This window comes from Pseudomonas sp. 21LCFQ010 (assembly GCF_024129905.1).
GTDB lineage: Bacteria > Pseudomonadota > Gammaproteobacteria > Pseudomonadales > Pseudomonadaceae > Aquipseudomonas.
Genome location: NZ_JAMYDZ010000028.1, coordinates 62944 through 84033, shown reverse-complemented (window position 1 = coordinate 84033; position 21090 = coordinate 62944). Strand labels below are relative to the sequence as shown.

General features: G+C 62.2%; 20 protein-coding genes. 11 read left to right on the top strand and 9 right to left on the bottom strand.

Going from position 1 to position 21090, the window contains the following annotated elements; all coding sequences use genetic code 11:
* Window positions 1-341: 341 nt before the first annotated feature.
* Together NJC38_RS24460 and NJC38_RS24455 are read right to left on the bottom strand one after the other, a co-directional pair.
* Entirely contained in the window at window positions 342-1520 is a 1179-nt protein-coding gene (locus NJC38_RS24460; protein ID WP_253117436.1) for a multidrug effflux MFS transporter, read from the bottom strand.
* A 76-nt stretch (window positions 1521-1596) separates the two neighbouring features.
* Complete coding sequence (locus NJC38_RS24455; RefSeq protein ID WP_253117435.1) at window positions 1597-1794, bottom strand: cation transporter; 198 nt, start codon at window positions 1792-1794, stop codon at window positions 1597-1599.
* A 145-nt stretch (window positions 1795-1939) separates the two neighbouring features.
* Between NJC38_RS24455 and NJC38_RS24450 the strand changes: the two genes are divergently transcribed.
* From NJC38_RS24450 to cueR, 3 genes are all read left to right on the top strand, one after another.
* Window positions 1940-2317, top strand: a complete 378-nt coding sequence (locus NJC38_RS24450) for a hypothetical protein (protein WP_045483841.1) — start codon at window positions 1940-1942, stop codon at window positions 2315-2317.
* A 68-nt stretch (window positions 2318-2385) separates the two neighbouring features.
* Window positions 2386-4575: a heavy metal translocating P-type ATPase gene (locus NJC38_RS24445; RefSeq protein ID WP_253117434.1), complete on the top strand. Its 2190-nt coding sequence runs from the start codon at window positions 2386-2388 to the stop codon at window positions 4573-4575.
* Window positions 4572-4982 (top strand): Cu(I)-responsive transcriptional regulator, encoded by a 411-nt coding sequence (gene cueR, locus NJC38_RS24440; protein ID WP_045483848.1) that lies wholly within the window; start codon window positions 4572-4574, stop codon window positions 4980-4982. The genes NJC38_RS24445 and cueR overlap by 4 nt, the downstream gene beginning before the upstream one ends.
* Before the next feature lie 6 nt (window positions 4983-4988).
* Here the strand turns inward: cueR and NJC38_RS24435 are convergent, their stop codons facing one another.
* From NJC38_RS24435 to NJC38_RS24415, 5 genes are all read right to left on the bottom strand, one after another.
* Window positions 4989-5885: a PA4780 family RIO1-like protein kinase gene (locus NJC38_RS24435; RefSeq protein WP_045483851.1), complete on the bottom strand. Its 897-nt coding sequence runs from the start codon at window positions 5883-5885 to the stop codon at window positions 4989-4991.
* Window positions 5886-6041: 156 nt separating this feature from the next.
* On the bottom strand, window positions 6042-6848 hold the full coding sequence (locus tag NJC38_RS24430) for a helix-turn-helix transcriptional regulator (protein WP_253117433.1): 807 nt from the start codon (window positions 6846-6848) through the stop codon (window positions 6042-6044).
* A 73-nt stretch (window positions 6849-6921) separates the two neighbouring features.
* Entirely contained in the window at window positions 6922-8337 is a 1416-nt protein-coding gene (locus NJC38_RS24425) for a DUF726 domain-containing protein (protein WP_253117432.1), read from the bottom strand.
* A gap of 22 nt (window positions 8338-8359) precedes the next feature.
* The gene (locus NJC38_RS24420) at window positions 8360-8638 is read right to left on the bottom strand and encodes a hypothetical protein (RefSeq protein WP_045483859.1); all 279 of its coding nucleotides are present in this window, start codon (window positions 8636-8638) and stop codon (window positions 8360-8362) included.
* A 100-nt stretch (window positions 8639-8738) separates the two neighbouring features.
* Window positions 8739-10016, bottom strand: coding sequence for an acetyl-CoA C-acetyltransferase (locus NJC38_RS24415; protein WP_253117431.1), 1278 nt, complete (start codon window positions 10014-10016; stop codon window positions 8739-8741).
* Window positions 10017-10155: 139 nt separating this feature from the next.
* Here NJC38_RS24415 and NJC38_RS24410 point away from each other — a divergent pair, with 139 nt between their 5' ends.
* The 8 genes from NJC38_RS24410 to NJC38_RS24375 all read left to right on the top strand — a co-directional run bounded on the left by NJC38_RS24410 (window position 10156) and on the right by NJC38_RS24375 (window position 17835).
* Window positions 10156-11511 (top strand): 3-oxoacyl-ACP reductase, encoded by a 1356-nt coding sequence (locus tag NJC38_RS24410; protein ID WP_253117430.1) that lies wholly within the window; start codon window positions 10156-10158, stop codon window positions 11509-11511.
* Window positions 11512-11556: 45 nt separating this feature from the next.
* Window positions 11557-12411, top strand: coding sequence for a MaoC/PaaZ C-terminal domain-containing protein (locus tag NJC38_RS24405; RefSeq protein ID WP_253117429.1), 855 nt, complete (start codon window positions 11557-11559; stop codon window positions 12409-12411).
* Window positions 12412-12670: 259 nt separating this feature from the next.
* Entirely contained in the window at window positions 12671-13096 is a 426-nt protein-coding gene (locus NJC38_RS24400) for a hypothetical protein (RefSeq protein WP_253117428.1), read from the top strand.
* A 23-nt stretch (window positions 13097-13119) separates the two neighbouring features.
* On the top strand, window positions 13120-13425 hold the full coding sequence (locus tag NJC38_RS24395) for a MazG-like family protein (RefSeq protein ID WP_045483870.1): 306 nt from the start codon (window positions 13120-13122) through the stop codon (window positions 13423-13425).
* Complete coding sequence (locus NJC38_RS24390; RefSeq protein ID WP_253117427.1) at window positions 13422-14189, top strand: methyltransferase domain-containing protein; 768 nt, start codon at window positions 13422-13424, stop codon at window positions 14187-14189. The genes NJC38_RS24395 and NJC38_RS24390 overlap by 4 nt, the downstream gene beginning before the upstream one ends.
* Window positions 14190-14205: 16 nt before the next feature.
* Window positions 14206-14820: a DUF4136 domain-containing protein gene (locus NJC38_RS24385; RefSeq protein WP_253117426.1), complete on the top strand. Its 615-nt coding sequence runs from the start codon at window positions 14206-14208 to the stop codon at window positions 14818-14820.
* A gap of 18 nt (window positions 14821-14838) precedes the next feature.
* On the top strand, window positions 14839-15402 hold the full coding sequence (locus NJC38_RS24380; protein WP_253117425.1) for a DUF4136 domain-containing protein: 564 nt from the start codon (window positions 14839-14841) through the stop codon (window positions 15400-15402).
* 426 nt (window positions 15403-15828) lie between these two features.
* Window positions 15829-17835: a pilus assembly protein TadG-related protein gene (locus NJC38_RS24375; RefSeq protein ID WP_253117424.1), complete on the top strand. Its 2007-nt coding sequence runs from the start codon at window positions 15829-15831 to the stop codon at window positions 17833-17835.
* On the opposite strand, the gene NJC38_RS24370 is transcribed toward NJC38_RS24375, so the two are convergent.
* A complete protein-coding gene (locus NJC38_RS24370; RefSeq protein WP_253117423.1) occupies window positions 17832-20600 on the bottom strand; it encodes an ATP-binding protein in 2769 nt (922 codons plus the stop codon). The genes NJC38_RS24375 and NJC38_RS24370 overlap by 4 nt on opposite strands.
* Window positions 20590-21042, bottom strand: coding sequence for a TadE/TadG family type IV pilus assembly protein (locus tag NJC38_RS24365; protein WP_045483886.1), 453 nt, complete (start codon window positions 21040-21042; stop codon window positions 20590-20592). The genes NJC38_RS24370 and NJC38_RS24365 overlap by 11 nt, the downstream gene beginning before the upstream one ends.
* Between the last annotated feature and the right edge of the window lie 48 nt (window positions 21043-21090).

The following is a 21090-nucleotide window of genomic DNA, read 5'->3' as shown; positions in this document are numbered from 1 at the left end:
GAACACCATGGCGTGATCACGTGGTTTGAATGGGGGGCGGGCTTTGCCCGCCATCGCGGAATCTATCCGCGATGGCATTATAAAATGCCCATTCATCGGGGGATGATGAAAGACAGTTGGCTCCCACTGTGGGCATACAGTGCTTAAGTGACCAGTATTGCTTTTAACCGCAATACTGTTCAGTTAAGTGTTTTATGCCCGAATGGCAGCGACCTTGGTCTGGGCGGCATACCGGCGAAGAGGCCAGTAAAAACACTACATCTTCAGTGACGTTGCCGGCCTCTTCACGAGCGAGCTCGTTCCCACAGAGACTGGCAGTGCCTAATCGAACAGTATTGCTTTTAACCGCGCTGGGCCACCCAGCGCCGGGTCAGCACCGACATGCTCACCGCCAGCGCACCGCACAGGCTGATCACCAGCGCCATCGGCGTGGCAGTGCCATCGTGCAGCACGCCCACCAGGCTGGCGGCACCTGCCGCCACGGTGAACTGCATGCAGCCGAGCAAGGCCGAAGCGCTGCCTGCGCGACGGCCTTGGCCATCCATGGCACAGGCTGATGCATTGGGAATGATGCAGCCCAGGCTGGCCAGGCAGACAAACAGCGGCACCAGCAACGGCCAGAGTTGCTCGGTGCGCAGCAGGCTGATGCCCAGCACCGTCAGTGCTGCTGCCAGATAGACCCAGATCATCCGCGCCAGCATCCAGGCCGGGCCGAACCGGCGCAGCACCCGCGCGTTGACCTGCGCGACCAGAATGAACCCCGCCGCATTCGTGCCGAACAGCCAGCCGTAGTGCTCGGCGGGCACACCGTAGAGCTTGATGAAGACGAACGGCGAGCCGGCGATATAGGAAAACATCCCGGCCATGGCAATCCCGCCACTCAGCGCGTAACCGATGAAAATCCGGTCCTTGAGCAGATTGAAATACTGCCCCAGCGCCCCCGACAACGGCCCACGCGGCTGATCGGCGCGCATGCTCTCCGGCAACCCCACCGCCACGGCCACCAGACAGGCAGCACTGAATAGCGTCAGGGCCAGGAAGATCGATTGCCAGCCGTAGGCGTTGACCATCACCCCACCGAGCATCGGCGCCAGGATCGGTGCCAGGCCCATGACCAGCATCAGTTGCGAGAACACCTTGGCAGCGCCTATCGCGTCACAACGGTCACTGACAATCGCCCGCGCCACAACCATCCCGGCGCAGCCGCCCAGCGCCTGAACAAAGCGCGCCGCGATCAGCCATTCAAGGGTCGGCGCCAAGGCACAGACCAGCGACGCCAGGCTGAATAGCACCACACCGACCAACAGTGGCTTGCGTCGGCCAAAGCGGTCAGCCGCCGGACCGTAGACCAGTTGGCCGATGGACAAGCCAAAGAAGTACGCGGCCAGGGTCAACTGCACATGTTGTTCGTCAGTGCCGAATGCCAGGGCCATCGCCGGGAAGCCCGGCAGGTAGAAATCGATCGCCAGCGGGCCAAACGCCGACAACGCGCCGAGGATCAGGATGATTCGCAGGTTCATGGAAATCCGTAAGCAAGCTAAGTATTCGCTAGTCTACCCGGCTTGTCGGACGTTGGCCTCTCGACGTAGAGAAATATTAGCGTGCCTGGGCCTGATAACCTTCCTCGGCGATCAGTTCAACAATGCGTTGAGCACTCAGTGCACTGTCGACGCGGGCCTGGCCGGCAGGCAGATCGACCTCGACCCGGGCTGCCGGGTCTGCGCCCTGAATGGCGTTGATCACTGCCTTTACGCAGTGACCACAGGTCATACCTTGAACATTGAAAACTTGCATGCCGTTAACCTCCTTAAGTGGAATGGGCCAATCGTCAACCTTGCCATCAGGGCAAGGTCAAGTTTCTCTTGCATCTGCCGGGCTGGTATTCGTCCCGGCTCTGGGCCAAGCTTGTTCATCGTCGTCTATCACAGGAGTATCAGCGATGCGCTGGTCAGCACTGAGCCTCTGCGCCATCCTCGGTCTTTTCGCAGCAGCCCCCGCCGTTCAGGCCGAGGACTACGGCATCCTGATCATTTCCCGCGAGCGCCTGGAAGTTGGCAGCTCCTGTGAAATCGGCGTGTATATCCAGGACCAACTGGCCGGCCGGGTGTTCCAGGAACAGTCGGTGTCGTTCAACCTGCCGCCTGGCCCGGTGGATATCCGCCTGACCCGCCTGCCCGGCAATGTAGTCGGCTGCGCGCCCGGCATGGAAGCCCAGCAAGTCACGCGGGTGAATGTGCGCAGCGGCGACATCCTCAAGTACCGCATTGCGGCCAATATCAGCGGTCTGTATCTCAAGCAGGCCGACCTGAATTATTGATTGCCTTGACCTTGTCCATGGGTCAAGGTTGATCCTTGCAGGCATTGAGCCTTCAAGGAGTGAACACAATGCAAGAGCCCATCGCTTTCGACCTGCCGATCAGCGGCATGACCTGCGCCAACTGCGCCGGTCGGGTCGAGCGTGCACTGGCCAAAGTGCCGGGTGTCAACCAAGTCACCGTCAACCTGGCCAACGAACACGCGTATGTCCAGGCGCAGCACGATACTGATCCGCAAACCCTCATCGAGGCCGTCAGCCGTGCCGGTTACAGCGCAAGCCTGAGCCCGCCGTCCAGCCAGGAGCGTGCGCAACACGGGCATCGCGAGCGCTGGTGGGTGCTCGCCGCGCTGCTGCTGGCGCTGCCGCTGGTACTGCCCATGCTGCTGGCGCCGCTGGGTATTCACGCAATGCTGCCGGCCTGGGCGCAGTTCGCGCTGGCCACCCCGGTGCAGTTCATTTTCGGCGCACGCTTTTATGTCGCGGCCTGGAAGGCGTTGCGCGCCGGCAGCGGCAATATGGACCTGCTGGTTGCACTGGGCACCAGTGCCGGCTACGGCCTGAGCGTCTACGTCTGGATCATGGCCGCCCCGGACCACGCGCCGCATCTGTACTTCGAAGCCTCGGCCATGGTCATTGCCCTGGTGCTGCTCGGCAAACATCTGGAAAGCCGCGCCAAGCGCCAGACTGCCAGCGCCTTGCGCGCGCTGGAAGCCCTGCGTCCGGAACGCGCCTGGCAGGTCATCGACGGCCAGGAACGGGAAGTTGCCATCAGCGCCCTGCGCGTCGACGACAAGGTGCTGGTGCGCCCCGGTGAACGCTTCCCGGTGGATGGCCAGGTCATCGAGGGCCAGAGCCATGCCGACGAAGCGCTGATCAGCGGAGAAAGCCTGCCGGTGCCCAAGCACCCCGGCGATCAAGTGGTCGGCGGCGCCATCAATGGTGAAGGCCGCCTGCTGGTACGGGCCACGGCGTTGGGCGCCGAGTCGGTGCTGGCGCGAATCATTCGTCTGGTCGAAGACGCCCAGGCTGGCAAGGCACCGATTCAGCGTCTGGTGGATAAGGTCAGCCAGGTGTTCGTCCCGGTGGTACTGCTGATCGCCCTGATCACCTTGGGTGCCTGGCTGCTCTACGGTGCGCCGCTGGAAGTTGCGTTACTCAACGCTGTGGCAGTTCTGGTCATTGCCTGCCCTTGCGCGTTGGGCCTGGCCACTCCGGCAGCGATCATGGCCGGCACCGGCGTGGCAGCGCGGCATGGCATTTTGATCAAGGACGCCGAAGCGCTGGAGCGTGCCCATGAAGTCGATGTGGTGGTGTTCGACAAGACCGGCACCCTGACCCTTGGTAGCCCGCGCATCACCAACATGAGCGCCGCGAGGGTCAACGAAGAGCAACTCCTGCAATGGGCCGGCACCCTGCAACGCGGCAGCGAACACCCGTTGGCCAAGGCGGTGCTGGAAGTCTGCGAACAGTGGCAACTGCAACTGGAACTCCCGGAGCACAGCCACGCCCTGGCCGGACGCGGTATTGCCGCCACCGTGAACGGCCGCCAGTTGGCGCTGGGCAATCGTCGCCTGCTGGACGAGAACGAGCTGCTGCCGGGCGAACTGGCCGAGTCAGCACACGCCTGGGAAGCCGAAGGACGGACCATCTCCTGGCTGATCGAGCTGGCTCCGCAGCCCGGCGTGATTGGCCTGTTTGCCTTTGGCGATACCCTCAAGCCCGGTGCCCGGCAAGCCGTGCAGCAACTGAACCAACGCGGCATCGCCAGCCACCTGCTGACCGGCGACAACCAGGGCAGTGCGCAGATGGTCGCGCGCGAGCTGGGCATCTTCGATATGCACGCGCAGATTCTGCCGGCCGACAAAGCCGCCATCGTCGACAACCTCAAGCGCAACAAGGTCGTCGCCATGGTCGGCGACGGCCTCAACGACGCCCCGGCGCTGGCGGCGGCAGATGTTGGTATTGCCATGGGCGGCGGCACCGATGTGGCCATGCAGGCCGCCGGTATTACCCTGATGCGCGGCGATCCACGGCTGGTGCCGGCAGCGCTGGAGATCAGCCGCAAGACCTACGCCAAGATCCGCCAAAACCTGTTCTGGGCCTTCGTCTACAACCTGATCGGCATCCCCTTGGCCGCGCTGGGCTACCTCAATCCGGTACTGGCCGGCGCGGCCATGGCACTGTCGAGTGTCAGCGTGGTGAGCAATGCCTTGCTACTGAAAACCTGGAAACCCAAAGACCCGTTGGAGCAACCATGAACATCGGTCAGGCAGCCAGCCGCAGCGGGCTGAGCGCCAAGATGATCCGCTATTACGAAGCCACCGGCCTGCTGCAGCCGGCACCGCGCAGTGACAGCGGTTATCGGCATTATCAGGACAAGGACCTGCATACCCTGGCGTTCATCAAACGCTCAAGGGACCTGGGTTTCTCGCTGGAGGAAGTCGGCAAGCTGCTGACCCTCTGGCAGGATCGCCAGCGCGCCAGCGCCGACGTCAAGGCCCTGGCCCAGCGGCACGTGGATGATCTGCAACGCAAGATCGAGGAAATGGCCAGCCTGCGCGACACCCTGAGCGAGCTGATCGAACACTGCCAGGGCGACCAACGCCCTGACTGCCCGATCCTCAAAAGCCTGGAATCGGGTGCCTGTTGTACCCGACGCTCATAGACCGGTTTATTGCATCCACGGCGGTGTCGGCTCTTCGTCCTGCCGCCCGTTTGGCGCATCGGCAGCCGCCAGGGCTGCCTGACGACGGGCCTCGTCGCGTTTGGCCGCTTCGATCTCGCGCATCACCCCACGCACATCGGCTTCGCGGGTCGAGTCCTGGAATTGGCCAGTCAGCGGCGTATCCGGGCTCAGGGTGCCGGCTTGATAATGGGCCCACATTTCCTTGGCGTAGCGGGTCTCTCTGAGCTCTGGGGCAAAACGTCCGAAGTAGGCGGCCATGTTGCCGACATCGCGCTCAAGCATGCTGAATGCATGATTGTTGCCCGCCGCATCCACCGCCTGGGGCAGGTCGATGATCACCGGGCCGTCCGGGTCGAGCAGCACGTTGAACTCCGACAAATCGCCATGCACCAGCCCGGCGCAAAGCATCAGCACGATCTGGCGGATCAGGTAGGCGTGATACTCACGGGCCTGCTCCGGCTCCAGCTCGACATCGTTCAGGCGTGGCGCTGCATCGCCGTCACCATCGCTGATCATTTCCATCAACAGCACGCCATCGAGAAAGTCATAGGGCTTGGGTACCCGCACCCCGGCACTGGCCAGACGGAACAGCGCTGCGACCTCGGCGTTCTGCCAGGCATCCTCGGCTTCCTTGCGACCGAACTTCGAGCCCTTGGCCATGGCTCGCGCCTGGCGGCTGTTACGAACCTTACGCCCTTCCTGGTATTCCGCCGCCTGACGAAAACTGCGCTTGTTCGCCTCCTTGTAAACCTTCGCACAGCGCAATTGCTTGCCACAGCGCACCACATACACAGCTGCCTCTTTCCCGCTCATCAGCGGACGCAGCACCTCGTCGACCAGACCGTCTTCGATCAGGGGTTCAATGCGTTTAGGAGTTTTCATCGGCTTTGAGTGGGGGTCCTTTGCCAGATACGCGTAAGTCGTCGTTATACGGCAATCCGCTACCAGCGAGTAGAGGGGCCGCTTGCTGATCTACACAGCAGGTGCATACAAATGTTTACCAATCGGAGTTGGAGTCACAGTTTTCACAGCCGTTCATCACTGCTTGAGCAACTCTCCCGGTGTAAAACCAAACAGATTCCTGAAGGCTGCGATAAACGCGGAAGTCGAGTCATAACCGCACTGCAACGCGGTGTCCGTCACCCGGCTGCCGTCTTGCAGCGCGTTCAGCGAGGCCAGCAAGCGCGCTCGCTGTCGCCAGCCACGAAAGCTCAGGCCGGTTTCACGCTGAAACAAGCGCATCAGGGTTTTCTCGGATGTGCCCAGCCGTGCGGCCCATTCGTGCAGTGTCACAGGCACGCCGGGGTCGCGGATCAACTCGTTGCACAACGCCAGCAGCCGCGCATGACGCGGCAGTGGCAGGCTGAAGCCAACCTCAGGCAAGACCGCCAGTTGATCGAGCAACACGTGCACCAGACGCGCCTCGGCGCTGTCGTGTTCCGGGTAGGTGGATGGCAACTGACAAAAATGCTTGATCAACTCGCGGGTCAAGGCCGTGACCTCCAGTACCCGGCAGCGCGGCGGGGCCCATTGGCAATCACGGCTGCGCACATACAGGCTGCGCATTTCAGCTTCAGTGGAGGTCACCACTTGATGTTCAAGCCCGGCGGGAATCCACACCGCCCACTGCGGCGGCGCGAAAAAGCTGCCCTCAGGGGTATGCACACCCAGCACCCCACTGATCGCATAGGAAAACTGCACCCAGTCATGGCTGTGCGGCGGCGTCCAGGACCCGGCCCAAAGACTTTCGGCTCTGGCATAGAGCGGACGCGGCAAATCCACCAGGTCAGGAATACTGCGCTGGCCGGCAGCAGATGGCGCGCTGGCCTGTCCGTTGTTCAGCATTCTCGGCTCTTATAGCTCAAGTCGGTAATGGCTTCACAGAGTAGCCTGTCAGCCCGGGACTGTACAAAAGGGCTTACATCAATCCTTCATCATCCAGCGTAATCCGGGCATAGAACACAATCGCCACGGTGGGAATCAGCGCTGAATAGCCTGGTCGCAGCGCCGTACCAAAGCGCGTCATCAGGCGTTGCAGCGGCGCGTTCCTGATCGCCCCCAGCACACCTCTGACAGACCCGGCCACGCCGCTGACCGGCGGGGCGGTGGACGGCGAAACGGTTTTGAATGAAGCGGCCAGTGTCAGTCGCTCGGCCAGCTCATCGATGTGCCGGGCATAGGTATCCCAGGGCATGCTCCGGATACTGCTCAACGGCGCCTGGGCCAGCGGATGATCATCGACGAATGCGTGGGCGAAGAACGTTCTGAGCAACAACGCCTCGACCTCGACGACGGTGGCGCAGTGATGCAAGGCATTTCCCAGGTCGTACTGGCGGGCCAGCATGCTCAGTACCCGGGTGTAGGAAACCCCGTGACGGCGGGCGGCGTTAAGCAGAAAGTGCCCGCCCACCAACTGGAACTCACGGGCGAAGGCGTAAGCCCGGTCCGGCTCATGCGCCTGCAGGCGCGTCCAGCGGCTGCTGCGCAGATGCTTGATGGCCTCATCCAGCAGGTAGGCTGGCGAGCGTCGCACCACGTCAAGCAAGTAGGCGTCCTGCAACACCGGATCGAGGTCGGCAACCGGCAACAACGCTGTATCCACCAGTGGCCCGTCGAAACCACTGAACTGCGTGGCCGCCAACACGTCGCCAAGACGCTTCCAGTAATGGTTGTGTCGATAACCGGTCATGCGCACATTGTCAAAGTGCTCCACCGGCATTCGGCCCAGGCTGCGCTCGCCGAGGTTGAGCAGCAGCACCGGGTCTTCACTGGACCAGGCATTGATCAGCCGCCCGGCGATGCGCGGGCGCAACTGCGCAGCTTCCTCTGCTTCGACCCGCACCGCCGCGCCCATCAACAGCACATCACCGATGGTCAAGTCAGGTTCGTTAGCAGCGTCCAGGTGCCTGAGCATGCTGATCAACAGCCGACCGCCCAGCGAATGGCCGATCAGGTTAATGCGTTTGACCTGCGGGTGATGCTGCGCCAGATAACTGCCCAGTTGCCGCAGCAGGACCTTGCCCATGTTCTCGGCACGGCTGCGAATGCGCGCAAAATGCATGGCCCGATCACCTGCCAACGCGGCAGCACCGGCCAACGGGTGCAAACGCGCGGCCGCCATCAGCAAACCACGGGAGCGGTTATCCATCTGCATGAAATGACTGGACGGCCAGAATGCCAGAACGTTGATGCTCTGGCGCAACTCGGCGGGGATGCTGGCCGCCAGCATGCGCCGGTCATCCAGGTCGTGACCGGCCGAATAGCCATGGACAAAGATATTCGCAACATCGCCGGTGGCGTTGGGCAGGGTCAGAAACTTGAAGTGAGTGTCCACCGGATGAAGTCTCGGCTCGCGTTCAATCGCGGAAGATAAACCGCTTGGCAATACGCTTGATAAGCCGCAGACAAAGCATGACCCCGGCCAGGGCAATCACCGCCTTGGCCACCAGCATGAACCAGGCTTCGATGTCGGCCGACAGCAAGCCCATCAGCCAGCCCATACCGGCGATCAGCAAGCCAATCAGCAACAGGCCGATATGCGGCTGCAGCCAACGCGTCCTGGCCCCCTTGTCGAACAGGTATAAGGCAACCCCTACCAGGGTCAGAAATACCAGTACCGCGATGATCAGTCCCATGCTCTACCTGAAGGGTTAGCCGAAAACAAACGCAGGCTGCGCGGGCCGATTATGCCCACGCTTGAACAGCTTTACCACGCGCCGGCCGTCCCGTCCGGAATCAGCGCTCCAGAATCGCGGTTACCCCTTGGCCACCTGCCGCACAAATCGAGATCAACCCGCGGCCCTGGCCGGCCACGTCCAGCAACTTGGCCAGATTGGCGACGATCCGCGCACCGGTGGCGGCAAACGGATGACCGGCCGCCAGCGAACTGCCTTTGACGTTCAGCCGACTCAGGTCAATGCTGCCCAAAGGCGCCGCCAGCCCCAGCCGGGTGCGGCAGTATTCAGGGTCTTGCCAGGCCTTGAGGGTACACAACACCTGTGCGGCAAACGCCTCGTGGATTTCATAGTAATCAAAGTCCTGCAGGCTCAGGCCATTGCGCGCCAACAGCCGCGGCACGGCGTACACCGGGGCCATCAGCAGCCCCTCGGCACCGCGCACGAAATCCACCGCAGCCGCCTCGCCATCACGTAAATACGCCAGCACCGGCAAGCCGCGCTCTGCGGCCCACGCTTCACTGGCCAGCAGCACCAGCGACGCACCATCGGTCAGCGGCGTGGAATTACCCGCCGTCAGGGTGCCCTTGGCACTGCGCTCAAAGACTGGCTTGAGGCTGGCGAGCTTGTCCAGGGTCAGGTCATCGCGCAGGTTATTGTCGCGGTTAAGGCCGCGGTACGGCGTCAGCAAGTCGTCGTGCCAGCCCTCGGCATAGGCCGCTGCCATTTTCATGTGGCTATCGAACGCCAGTTGATCCTGGCTTTGCCGATCAATACCCCAGGTCTGCGCCATCAGCTCGCAGTGTTGACCCATCGACAACCCGGTGCGCGGCTCGCCGTTGCGTGGCAGCTCCGGCTTGAGGTGCTGCGGGCGCAGTTGCAGCAAAGTCTTGAGTTTGTCGGCCGTGGACTTGGCCCGGTTGGCTTTGAGCAGAATATTGCGCAGCCCTTCGCTGACGCCGATCGGTGCATCCGAGGTGGTGTCGACGCCGCCGGCAATGCCGCACTCGATCTGCCCCAAGGCAATCTTGTTGGCCACCAGCAGCGCGGCCTCCAGGCCAGTGCCGCAAGCTTGCTGGATGTCGTAGGCCGGAGTCTGCGCCGACAGCCGCGAGCCGAGTACGCATTCACGGGTCAGGTTGAAATCCCGCGAGTGCTTGAGCACCGCCCCGGCAACCACTTCGCCCAACCGCAAGCCATGCAGATTGAAGCGTTCGACCAGGCCTTCCAGCGCGGCGGTGAGCATTTCCTGATTACTGGCCGTCGCATAGGCGCCGCTGGAGCGGGCGAAGGGGATACGGTTGCCGCCGACGATGGCGACACGACGTGGCTGATTCATGGAAAAACTCCGTTTTTTCAGGGTTCAGAAGAGCCTGCGGGCAAGTTGTTACACAAGATGAGCAGTACAGCGCATAGAAGAACAAATGTCGCATGGCTGTGGTCCACTGCTTTGAACCCAGACTCAAGGAGAGTGTTCCATGCCGTCCGATCGCTACATCGATTTCGCCAATTCCGACATGGGTCGTCGCCTGGTGAAAGCCGTGGGCCTGCCCACACCGACACGCCTGGAACGCTGGCAGGCAGGCCGCCTGCGCCCTATCGAAGGCAACCTGCTGATCAGCAGCGGTCCCTTGGCCGATCAGGTTCGCCAGTTTGCCCCGCGGCTGACTGACGCTCAGTACAGTCTGGACAATGACGTCCCCGATGCACCTCAGTGGGTCGCAGGGCAAAGCCCGCGCCTGAAGGCGGTAGTGTTCGATGCCAGCGGGCTGCATCGTGCCGAGCAACTGGTGCAACTGCGCGACTTCTTCAAGCCGGTGCTGCGCGAGCTGGAGCGTTGCGCGCGGATCGTGATTCTCGGCCATGCGCCAGCCAGCCTCGACGATCCGCTGGCGGCCAGCACCCAGCAGGCCGTCGAGGGCTTCAGCCGCTCGTTGGGCAAGGAAATGCGTGACGGCAGCACCGTGCAGTTGCTGCAGATTGCAACCGGCGCCGAAGCTCAGCTCGAAGGCGCGCTGCGGTTTTTTCTTTCCCCCAAGAGCGCATTCATTAGCGGCCAGGTGCTGCAACTGGAACTTAATGGCGATCAGGTCCAGGACTGGAGCCGTCCGCTGGCCGGACGCCGCGCACTGGTGACCGGCAGCGCCCGCGGTATCGGCGCGTCGATCGCCGAAACCCTGGCCCGCGATGGTGCGCAGGTGCTACTGCTCGATGTGCCGCAAGCCCGTGCCGAGCTTGAAGCGCTGGCGGCCCGGCTTGGCGGCCAGGCGCTGGCACTGGATATCAGTACTCAGGATGCGGCCGAGCAACTGCGCGAGCGGCTGCCCGAAGGGCTGGATATTCTCGTGCATAACGCCGGTATTACCCGCGATAAAACCCTGGCCAACATGACCCCCGACCTGTGGGATGCGGTGCTCGATATCAACCTGCAGGCGCCGCAGCGGCTGACCCAGGCCTTGCTCGATAACGGCACCCTGCGCAGCAACGCGCGCATCGTGCTGATGGCCTCGATCAGCGGCCTGGCCGGCAATCGCGGCCAAACCAACTACACCGCCAGCAAGGCCGGCCTGATCGGCTACGCCAGAGCCATGGCGCCGATACTCAAGGATCGGGGCATCAGCATCAACGCCGTGGCACCGGGATTCATCGAAACGCACATGACCGAGAAAATGCCCTTCGCTCTGCGCGAAGCCGGCCGGCGCATGAACTCGCTGGGTCAGGGTGGCCTGCCACAAGACGTGGCCGAGGCGGTGGCCTGGCTGAGCCAATCAGGCAGCGGCGCAGTCAGCGGCCAGGTCTTGCGCGTGTGCGGGCAGAGCGTGATCGGCGCTTGAAATCCGTCAGGTAGCAACATGGCTGCCGATACAAGGAGAAACAAGATGACTGCACACTGGCGTTACCTGGATAACCTGCCACCCCTGCCAAGCCTGTTTTTCCAGGCGGCCTTGCGCCGCAAGGTCAGCGGCACCCGGTTGCCGGACCTGGGCCTGCGCAGTTGGGTAAGCGTCGATGCCGAGAAGCTTGCGGCCTATCGCAAAGTCTGCGGATTCGCCGACAGCCGCCTGTTACCGCCTACCTACCTGCATGTGCTGGCGTTCCCTTTGCAAATGCAATTGATGACCAGCGAAGACTTTCCCTTCCCGTTGATGGGGTTGGTGCATCTGCGCAACCGGATCAGTGTTCACCGGCCACTTGGCGGGGTCGGCAAGGTGTACGTGAGCATTCATGCCGGCAACCTGCAGCCGCATGCCAAGGGCGCGACTTTCAGTCTGTTTACCCAGATCGATGACGGGTTGGGGCTGCTGTGGGCAGAAGAAAGCACTTTTCTGTGCAAAGACGCCAAGGTCGATGGCGTGCTTAACGACGACGTCGAGGTTTCGCATGAACCGCTGAGCGAGGTAGCCCGCTGGGAAACCCCGTCATCCATAGGGCGCCAGTACGCCAGGGTGTCCGGGGACTACAACCCGATTCACCTGAGCGCGCCCAGTGCCAGGCTGTTCGGTTTTCCCAAGGCGATTGCGCACGGGATGTGGCTCAAGGCCCGGGCACTGGCTTCCCTGGATGATCATTTGCCTGACGCGAATATTGAAATTGCGGTGCAGTTTCACAAACCGCTGCGCTTGCCGGGGGCGGTGATCCTGTCAGCCAGCGCGGCCGGGTCGCATGGCCAATTGCAGGTGGATGGGCTCGAAGGCGGGATCAAGCATATGACCGGCAGTTGGCAACCGCTGTAGGACCGGCTTTAGCCGCAATGCTGTACTTAAGCACTGCATGCCCCTGGTGGGAAGAGCCGGCCGGCGCTCCGGTTGCTCGCGAAGAGGCCAGTAAAAACACTACATCTGCTGTGCCTTTACCGGCCCTTTCGCGAGCAAGCTCGCTCCTACTGCACTTCAAATCAGCATTGAGGTGGGATTGGGCGGGCGGTTTGTGACGCTTGTCCGGGCTTGCTGTATCGTGGCGCCCCGATAAGCTCGATTGCCCGGAGGGATGAAATTGGATCTGTTTGACGATGACAAGCGGCTGGCCCTGAAGCCGGTCGTGGCCTTCAATGCGTTCTTGCTTGAGGCGTTCGCACAGGGTGCGTGTTCTTGTATTCGCTGCCAGAAGAGCAATGGCAACCAGGAAGGCTATACCGAACTGCATACGTTTGAAGCCGATGGCCGCAAGGTTGCCCGACAGTTCACCAAAACCCTGCCCGCCGATGTCGAAAGCGTGCTGAAGAAAGCCTACAAAGCGTTCTACAAGGCCGAGCTGCCCGCACTGAACGAGGCATTGCTGGGCGAGTTGCAGGCCATGGCCAATCACGACCTGGTGGGTCGGGTCAGGCTGCTGCTGGAAGTGTCTGGTCTGTTGGCCAGCGGCGCCGGCAGCGAGCCGCAAGCCGGTCAGGAACCAGAGCCAGAATTTGTGCTGGTGTAACCAGGCAGGCTGAGGAAACCACCATGAACCTTGAAGAACTCACCCAACGCCTGCACCGCATCCGCGATAACAACGACTGGAAGCAGTTCCACGCGCCGAAGAACCTGGCCATGGCCGCCAGTGTCGAGATGGCCGAACTGGTGGAAATCTTCCAGTGGCTCAGCGAAGACCAGTCGCGCCAGTTGCCGCCGGAAAAACTCGCCCACGCAGGCCAGGAAGTCGGCGATATCGTGTTGTATCTGCTGTTGCTGTGCAGCGAGCTGGGGCTGGACATGGATCAGGTGGTGCGCAGCAAACTGGCCGACAGTGAGCGGAGGTTTGCCAAGTGAGCCAACAGCTCAATTCCAGCGACCGGCATTTCGACCAGTTGGCAACCCGCTTCGCGGAAAAAATCTACGGTGGCGCCAAAGGCGCGATTCGCCTGGCCGTGCTGCAAGCCGATTTGACCGAAGCACTGCCCGAGCGCCCGCTCAGGGTGCTGGACATTGGTGCAGGCCTTGGGCATATGTCGTTATGGCTGGCCGGTCGCGGCCATCAGGTTACGGTCAGCGAACCCGCCGCGCCAATGCTTGAGGGCGCGCGCCAACGCTTCGCCGAAGCCGGGCTGGCCGCCACCTTCATTCAGGCGCCCTGGCAAGAGCTGCCCGCCCTGCTGGATGAGCCCTATGACTTGGTGGTCTGCCACGCAGTGCTGGAGTGGCTGGCCGAGCCGTTCACCATCTTGCCGGTATTGCGGCAGTTGACCCGCGAAGACGGCTGGCTGTCGCTGGCTTTTTATAATCGCGACGCACTGGTGTACCGCAACCTGCTCAAAGGCCATTTCCGCAAGCTGCGCAGCAACGAGCTGGCCGGCGAAAAGCAGAGCCTGACCCCACAGGAGCCCCTCGACCCACGGCAACTGGCGACGCAACTTGCCGCGCTGTGGCGGGTCGAAACCCAAAGTGGCATACGGGTATTTCACGATTACATGCCCGTCGACTTCCAGAAGCGGGCTGATCTTGAGCAACTGCTGGAAATGGAGCTGTCCCACCGCCGTCACCCTGCTTTTGCCGGGCTGGGCCGTTACCTGCACTGGATCTGCCGCCCCATGTAACACACCGGAGACTGCCATGTACGCTCGTCTTGCCTTGGTCACCATCACCTTGGGAATCAGTGCCTGTCAGAGCGACAACCCTTACCGCGCGCAGTCTGCACCGTTACCCACCGCGCCGGCCACGTCGGCGCAAACGCTGGACCTGAGTGCCTATCCGGCAGCGCCCAGAGACTACACGCGCTATCGCAGTTGGGGCTGGCAAGACAACCGGCTGCCGGCCGGTTCAGCCTGGCTGGACGCCGCACAGGTCGCCGAGGCGGTGAGCAACGGCCTTGATCAGCGCGGCCTGCGCCCGGCCCGCAACGCCCCCGCCGATGTGCTGGTCAGTGCTGATAGCCGCCTGGAAACCCGTCTGCGTCAGGTGCGTGAAGACTACCCGGACCCTTACTACAGCGGCGGGCTGGGCTACGGCGGTTATCGGCACGGCTACGGCGGCTATGCGCGGGTGCCGATGGTGCGCACTTATGAAGAACAGGTGCTGGTGGTGAGCATCCGTCTGTTCGACGCCCACAGTGGTCAGCCGGTCTGGAGTGCCAGTGCCGAAACCCGCAGCGGCAAGGATCAATCTTCACGCAATCAGGCCTTGCGCCAGGCTGTGCAAAAGGCCCTTACGGCGTATCCTCCCGGGTAACCTTTCGGAGCCACTGCCATGTACCTTCGTCTCGCCCTGCTGTCGTTTACCCTGCTGCTCGGCGCCTGCCAAAGCAGCCAGATCAACCGCGACTTCGACGCCCGCCGTGATTTTGCCGGCTATCGCAGCTGGAGCTGGCAGGAGCCTGCGGTGCAATATCAGCCAGCGGACCCGCGACTCAAGAGTGACCTGACCGAACAGCGCATTCGTGATGCGATCAACCAGCAACTCGACCAGCGCGGCCTGCGCCCGGCCAGCGCCGGAACACCGGCTGACCTCAAGGTTCAAGCCTGGCTGATCGTCGAAGACCGCCAGCAACTGGTCAGCACCAACTACGGCGGCGGCTGGGGCCCATGGGGCGGCTACGGCTACTGGGGCGGACCGCTGGCCAGTGAAACCCGCAGCGTCGACTACAAGGTCACCACCTTGCAGATCGACCTGTTCGACGGCAAGGACGGCAAGCTGGTCTGGCGCGGCAGCACCGAGCGCATCCTGGAGCAGAACCAGGCCAACCCGGCGGCACGGAATACAGCGGTGCGCAACACCGTGGCCAAGATCCTCGAGCAGTATCCGCCACAGTAAATAACCGGTTCGCGACTGAAGTCGCGCCTACAGTGTAATGCCGATCAGTTAAGCGACTTCGGACCTGGCTCAGTCCCACTGGGAGGAAGTTCTACTCGCGACGAGGCCCGTAGAGCCGGCACATTTGCTGCGAATGTACCGCAGCAGTCGCCAGCCGGCCGGCTCCTCCCACCGGGCCGAGTGGGCCTTGACTGATCGGCACTCGCCAGCTGAACACTCGCCAGATAAGCCGCATCGCCCAATACCTCGACTGTTCCACGCCAGCCTTGATCGCCGCAACAAGCAGCAGCCGAAACCGGTTTATAGCGGTTGGCAAAAAATAGCAAACCACCCATCTGCCTGGCTGGCCTGATGCCAGCGCTGTTGCCGGGGCTTTACTACACTGCCATCCACACAGGTGAGTGAACCTAAGGAAAGGAGTGCCGGATGTCTCCCCTGAATCATTGCTTTGCAATGCCTCACAGGCAGCGGGGTGCCATCGGCCTGGTCGCGGCGCTGACCCTTGGCCTGGCCTTGCTGTTTACCGTGACGGTGCTCGACAGCGGCCGGCTGTATCTGGAAAAGCGCTCCTTGCAGCGCATTGCCGATATGGCAGCGCTGGAAGCGGCGAGCCGCAAGGGCAATTGCAGCAGTGCCGCGACCGCCTCGCTGTATGCCACCCAGAGCGCGACACGCAACGGTTTCATCCCTGACACCGATGACCGTACCCTCAACACCCTGTGCGGAACCCTGAGCGTGAATGCCGCCGATGGCCGCCGCTCGTTCGTGGCCAACGCCGCCAGCACCGACGCCATTCGCGTGGTCGCCAGCCACGGTGTCCCCCGCAGCATCGCCGCCGGAGTTGCCGCCCTGTTCAGCAGCGGGCCGCAACCGGCCAATGTGCAGTTGAGTGCGACAGCGGTGGCGGCAGCAACCCCGCCACTGGCGCAGCTTTCAATCCGCAACGTTCTGGCAACCGCCAGCCTGCCAATTCTCAATAGCATCGCTAAAACCAATATCGATCTGCTCGGCTGGCAGGGGCTGGCAAATATCAATCTCAACCTGCTCAGCTATCTGGACCGTTTGAAAACCGATCTGAACCTGACGGCGGTCGGCTACACCCAGGTGCTGTCCGCCAACGCCACGGTCAGCCAGTTGATACAGACCGCCATTAACGTTCTGCAAACGAACGGTACGCTCAGCACCTCGGCAACCATCCTCAATCTGCAGGCGTTGAAAGCCGCAGCGGGCAGCACTACCGTGGTGCTTGGTGACCTGATCAAGGTTCAGGGCGGAACGGACCTTGCCGGCCTGAACTCGACAGTCAATGTGTTCGACCTGATCTCCAGCCTCACTCAGATGGCCAACAAAAAAAATGGCATCACGGCTAACAGCCAGATCAATGTGCTGGGCATCGGGCAAATCACCACACAATTGAAAGTCATCGAGCCGCCACAGCTCTCCGCGATCGGTGATCCGCGCAAGGTCAACCCGGCCCTTGCCGTCGCCGATGATCCGAACCGTATCTACGTGCGTACCGCACAAACCCGCATGCTGGTGTCGGTGAACCTGCCCTTGCTGGATATTCTCAACAAGCCACCGGTCAATGCTGTCACCAAACTGGTCGGTAACCTGACCTCGGTACTCAACAACGCCCTGACCCTGAATATTGCCGGGGTGGTGGGGGATGTGACTTGCCTGCTGGGCGCCAAGTGCCTGGTCACTGACCCCTGGATTCTACCCTCCAGCAGTTCAAGTCTACTCGGCCCCAGGATAGACCTGAGCCTCAGCCTGGCTGGCGGTGAAGCCTACGTCACCGGTTACACCTGCAACAGCAATACCGACAAGTCGCTGAGCGTACGCACCAACGCTTCGCTGCTCAATGCCCGCCTGGGCCTGATCGACAGCGCTGCGGCCTTTCCGGCCAGTACCGATCCTGCCGCAGTCATTGCCCAGCCTTTGCCCATCGTTGATATCGGCACACAAACCTGCACCCAACTCCTGAATCTGCTGGGCAGTTGCACAGCCAGGGTACCTTTTGCCGGGGGCGGCATCGGCATGAGTTTCAATACGCTGAACAATGCGCTGCTGACCAGCCCTGCCAGCGTCAATACCACCATCAACATGCCTGCAGAAATCGGCCAGCCGTCTACCCGCCTGCCCGCTGCGGCTTATGTCAAATCCAGCACGCTGCTCGATGGCGTGGTTTCAGGTGTGAATATCAATGTCTACAAGCCCCTTAACGGCAACGCTCTGGGCAGTCTCATCAGCGGCACCGGGACATTGCTCAACACCCTGCTGGGGCTGGTCGATCAGCAGGTGGAGTTGCTGCTCAAACCACTGCTGACGTCGGTTCTCGATCCATTGCTCGACACCCTCGGGCTGACACTCAATCCCACCGACGTCGGTGCCAACCTGAGCTGCAACTTCGGTCAGGCCACGCTGGTGATCTAATCCCCGTTGAACACCGGCAAGGTGATCTTGAACCTTGCCCCATCATTGGCATTGCTGACACTCAAGCGGCCCTTCATCTGTTCAATGATGCCGTAGCTCACCGACAATCCCAGCCCGGTGCCGACGCCCACCGGTTTGGTGGTGAAGAACGGCTCGAAGATCTTTTCCAGCAGCCGCGGGTCGATGCCGCCGCCGTTGTCCTGGACCGTGACGATGACCTTGTCGTCAACCTGCTGCATGTCCAGGCTGATCGCCGGTTGCAGGTCAGGGTTCTGCTCCTTGCGCGAGAGCATGGCGTCACGGGCGTTGACCATCAGGTTGATCAGCACCTGCTCCAGCTGGTCGGCATGCCCGCGCACCTGCACCGGCGCGCCGCGCTCGCCGGCTTCGATGTGCACGCCCTTGCCTTTCATGCTTTCACTGAGCATCGCCAGCGTGCCTTCCAGGGCGTCGTAGGGGTCGAACAGTTGCTCTTCAACCTCGGAACGGCGGCCGAACACGCGCATATGGTCGACGACCCGCGCGGCGCGTTGCACCTGGCTGTCGATGCGGTTGAGCTTGTCAGTGATGTAGTCGACATCCACATTGCCGCGCTCCAGGCGCTTGAGCACGTTGACCACAGCCATGCGCATGACGTTGAGCGGCTGGTTGATCTCGTGAGCGAGACCGGTGGCCATCTCGCCCAACGTAGCCATTTTGGCGCTCTGGTTGAGCTGCATGCGCGAACGCCGCACGTCAGTGTTGTCACGGCCCACGGCCTGGATTTCCACCAGCGTGCCGGACTCGTCGAACACACCGCGATCGGCCCATACCCACCAGGCATGTTCACGACCGGGCAGTTCCAGACAGATTTCGGCCGTGCTCATCGGCGCTTCGGGGGTCAGCAGCGCGATGCGCCGCACAAAGGCTTCACGCTGGTCTTCCGAAAACCAGTCACCGAGATTGATCCCCGGCAGTTCTGCCGGGTCGCACTCCAGATAAGTTGCCAGCGGCCGGTTACCGAAACTCAGGACCAGCTGCGGGCTGTAGCGACAGATCATCGCCGGCGAGTCCTCGACCAGAATCCGGTAGCGCTCTTCGCTTTCACGCACCCGCTCGGCGGCCAGCGTGGCTTCGGTGACGTCCAGCCAAAGACCGACCGCCTCGACCGGCATGCCGAGGTCGTCGCGCAGCAAACGTGCCTCATCCAGCAGCCAGTGATAGTCACCATTCTTGCCACGCAGACGGTAGCGGCGGCTGACGAAGCCTTCGCGCAGCAACTGGCGGTTACGCTCGAACCAGATGTCGTGGTCCTCAGGATGGATATAGCCCGCCAGTTGCCCGTTGACACACTCGGCCAGGGTCCAGCCCAGCAGCGGGGTCAGGCTGTCACTGAAGAAACTCGGTTCCAGATTGCCCTGGTCATAGCGCTGCACATAGATCACCGCCGGCGAACTGGCAATCAGGTTGTCGAGCCGCGCATGGGCCGCCGCCGCTTCGGTCTCCTGGTTCTTGATATCGCTGACATCAAGCATGAAGCCCAGCACGCGCTGCACCTGACCGCTGATCAAGGCCTGGCCCTGAATGCGCAGCCAGACAGTTTCCTGCCCAGGGTCGGCATGGGCCAGGCGCACACACAACAACATCGGCGTGCCCTTGTCGCGCAGTTGCAGCAGGCGGCTGGACAACTCTTGCCGGTCAGCAGGGTGAATCAGCGCCAGCCAGTCCTGACGCGCCAGACGCTCGACCCGGTCGCTCAGGCGCAGGCTGCGTGCCAGTTGCGGCGCCAGCAGAATCTCATCACTGCCAGGCAACAGTTCCCACCAGCCGGTGCCGAGCAAATCCTGAAGCACTGCCAAGCGTTCGACGTGATGGCGGTTATGTTGCTCGGAAAGGCGGAACAGGACCGGGCCGGCCAGTGCTGAACACAAGTTCAACCATTCTCGCTCGCCCAGATCCGGTGCCTGCCGACGCGGCTCATAAAAGCCGAACATCAACCAGGCCTTGGCCACGCCGTCGCGGCTGTGGGGCAGCAGAAAACCATCGGCATTGCCGAACATGCTCTGCAACGGCGACAGCTCGGTATGCCCGCCAAAATGCAGCTCATGGGCGATGTTGGCATCCAGCAGGTCAAATTCGTTACCCAGCCGCTGGCCGACTTGCCACAGTTCCGGCGCGGTATGGGCGCTGTACTGGCTGTAGACCCGCCAGCCAATGCCACTGGCTTCGGGCAAGGCCAGAGCGACGCAGGGAATGCGCCACATCTGCGCCAATTCTTCGAGCTGTTCGGCAATCACGCTCGGCAGCCGCTCGACAATACAGCCGCGAATCTTCTCGGCCATCTGCCCGGCCAGGCGCAAACATTGCTGGCGGGTACGCGCAGCGCTGGCCTCTTCCATCAGATCGCTGATATCGGTCAGTTGCAGCAGCCAGCCCTTGCCATGGTGCTGCACCCAGCCGCGCGCGTGCAGGGTGTGACCATCGTTGCTGCGAAAATCCAGGTCCAGCATGTGCCCGACCCAGTCCCCCGGCACGCCTTCGACCACCAGCGCGCTGTTGGGCAACAGCAGAATCATCAACCGCTGGTTGAGCACGGTATGCGCGCTCAGGCCCAGACGGCTGAGCAGGTGCGCACTGATACTGTGAATCTGCCCCTCGTTATTGAGCAGCAGGTACAGGTCCGCGCCGATCGCGTCAGGCTCGACGACCAGCGGAGTTGAAGGCTCGCGGGCGGGCACCTCGGAGCGCCCCAGCCAACGGCTCAAACGACTTTTTTCATGGGACAAGTTGAATGCTCGCTTGGGCAGACAGTTGGGCGGGCAAGCGCGGCACCTCGCCAATGATCGGCAGGGTCAGCGACGGCAGTACGCGCGCCAGTTTGGTTTTCGGATAGTTGATGCTGACCGTCAGCGCCGTACCGTTGAAGGTCACGCTGTAGTCGGAGGGGCCAAAATTCAGCGCGCTGGGCATCCAGGCCAATTGGCTCTGCAACACGCTTTCGGCCTGGCTGCGCACCAGAGTGCTGTAGTTGGCAACTCCAGGACTCAGCGCCACGCTGCGACGCACCGCCTCGCTGGCAGCGGCATTGAACGACTGGACCATCAGCAACGGCAGGCTATAACTCACCACACCATAGAAAATGGCGAAAAAAATCACGAACACCGCCGCGAACTCGATCGCGGCAGCGCCCTTCTGGCGATGCAGGCCTGATGGACCGCTGGCTGGCATGACGGCGTCTACCCTGACAGTACTACTCCACAGAGCATAGGATCTTTC

Coding starts and splice junctions, on each gene's coding strand:
- NJC38_RS24460 (WP_253117436.1), bottom strand. CDS start 1,520: ATGAACCTGCGAATCATCCTGATCCTCGGCGCGTTGTCGGCGTTTGGC.
- NJC38_RS24455 (WP_253117435.1), bottom strand. CDS start 1,794: ATGCAAGTTTTCAATGTTCAAGGTATGACCTGTGGTCACTGCGTAAAG.
- NJC38_RS24450 (WP_045483841.1), top strand. CDS start 1,940: ATGCGCTGGTCAGCACTGAGCCTCTGCGCCATCCTCGGTCTTTTCGCA.
- NJC38_RS24445 (WP_253117434.1), top strand. CDS start 2,386: ATGCAAGAGCCCATCGCTTTCGACCTGCCGATCAGCGGCATGACCTGC.
- cueR (WP_045483848.1), top strand. CDS start 4,572: ATGAACATCGGTCAGGCAGCCAGCCGCAGCGGGCTGAGCGCCAAGATG.
- NJC38_RS24435 (WP_045483851.1), bottom strand. CDS start 5,885: ATGAAAACTCCTAAACGCATTGAACCCCTGATCGAAGACGGTCTGGTC.
- NJC38_RS24430 (WP_253117433.1), bottom strand. CDS start 6,848: ATGCTGAACAACGGACAGGCCAGCGCGCCATCTGCTGCCGGCCAGCGC.
- NJC38_RS24420 (WP_045483859.1), bottom strand. CDS start 8,638: ATGGGACTGATCATCGCGGTACTGGTATTTCTGACCCTGGTAGGGGTT.
- NJC38_RS24415 (WP_253117431.1), bottom strand. CDS start 10,016: ATGAATCAGCCACGTCGTGTCGCCATCGTCGGCGGCAACCGTATCCCC.
- NJC38_RS24410 (WP_253117430.1), top strand. CDS start 10,156: ATGCCGTCCGATCGCTACATCGATTTCGCCAATTCCGACATGGGTCGT.
- NJC38_RS24405 (WP_253117429.1), top strand. CDS start 11,557: ATGACTGCACACTGGCGTTACCTGGATAACCTGCCACCCCTGCCAAGC.
- NJC38_RS24395 (WP_045483870.1), top strand. CDS start 13,120: ATGAACCTTGAAGAACTCACCCAACGCCTGCACCGCATCCGCGATAAC.
- NJC38_RS24385 (WP_253117426.1), top strand. CDS start 14,206: ATGTACGCTCGTCTTGCCTTGGTCACCATCACCTTGGGAATCAGTGCC.
- NJC38_RS24380 (WP_253117425.1), top strand. CDS start 14,839: ATGTACCTTCGTCTCGCCCTGCTGTCGTTTACCCTGCTGCTCGGCGCC.
- NJC38_RS24375 (WP_253117424.1), top strand. CDS start 15,829: ATGTCTCCCCTGAATCATTGCTTTGCAATGCCTCACAGGCAGCGGGGT.
- NJC38_RS24365 (WP_045483886.1), bottom strand. CDS start 21,042: ATGCCAGCCAGCGGTCCATCAGGCCTGCATCGCCAGAAGGGCGCTGCC.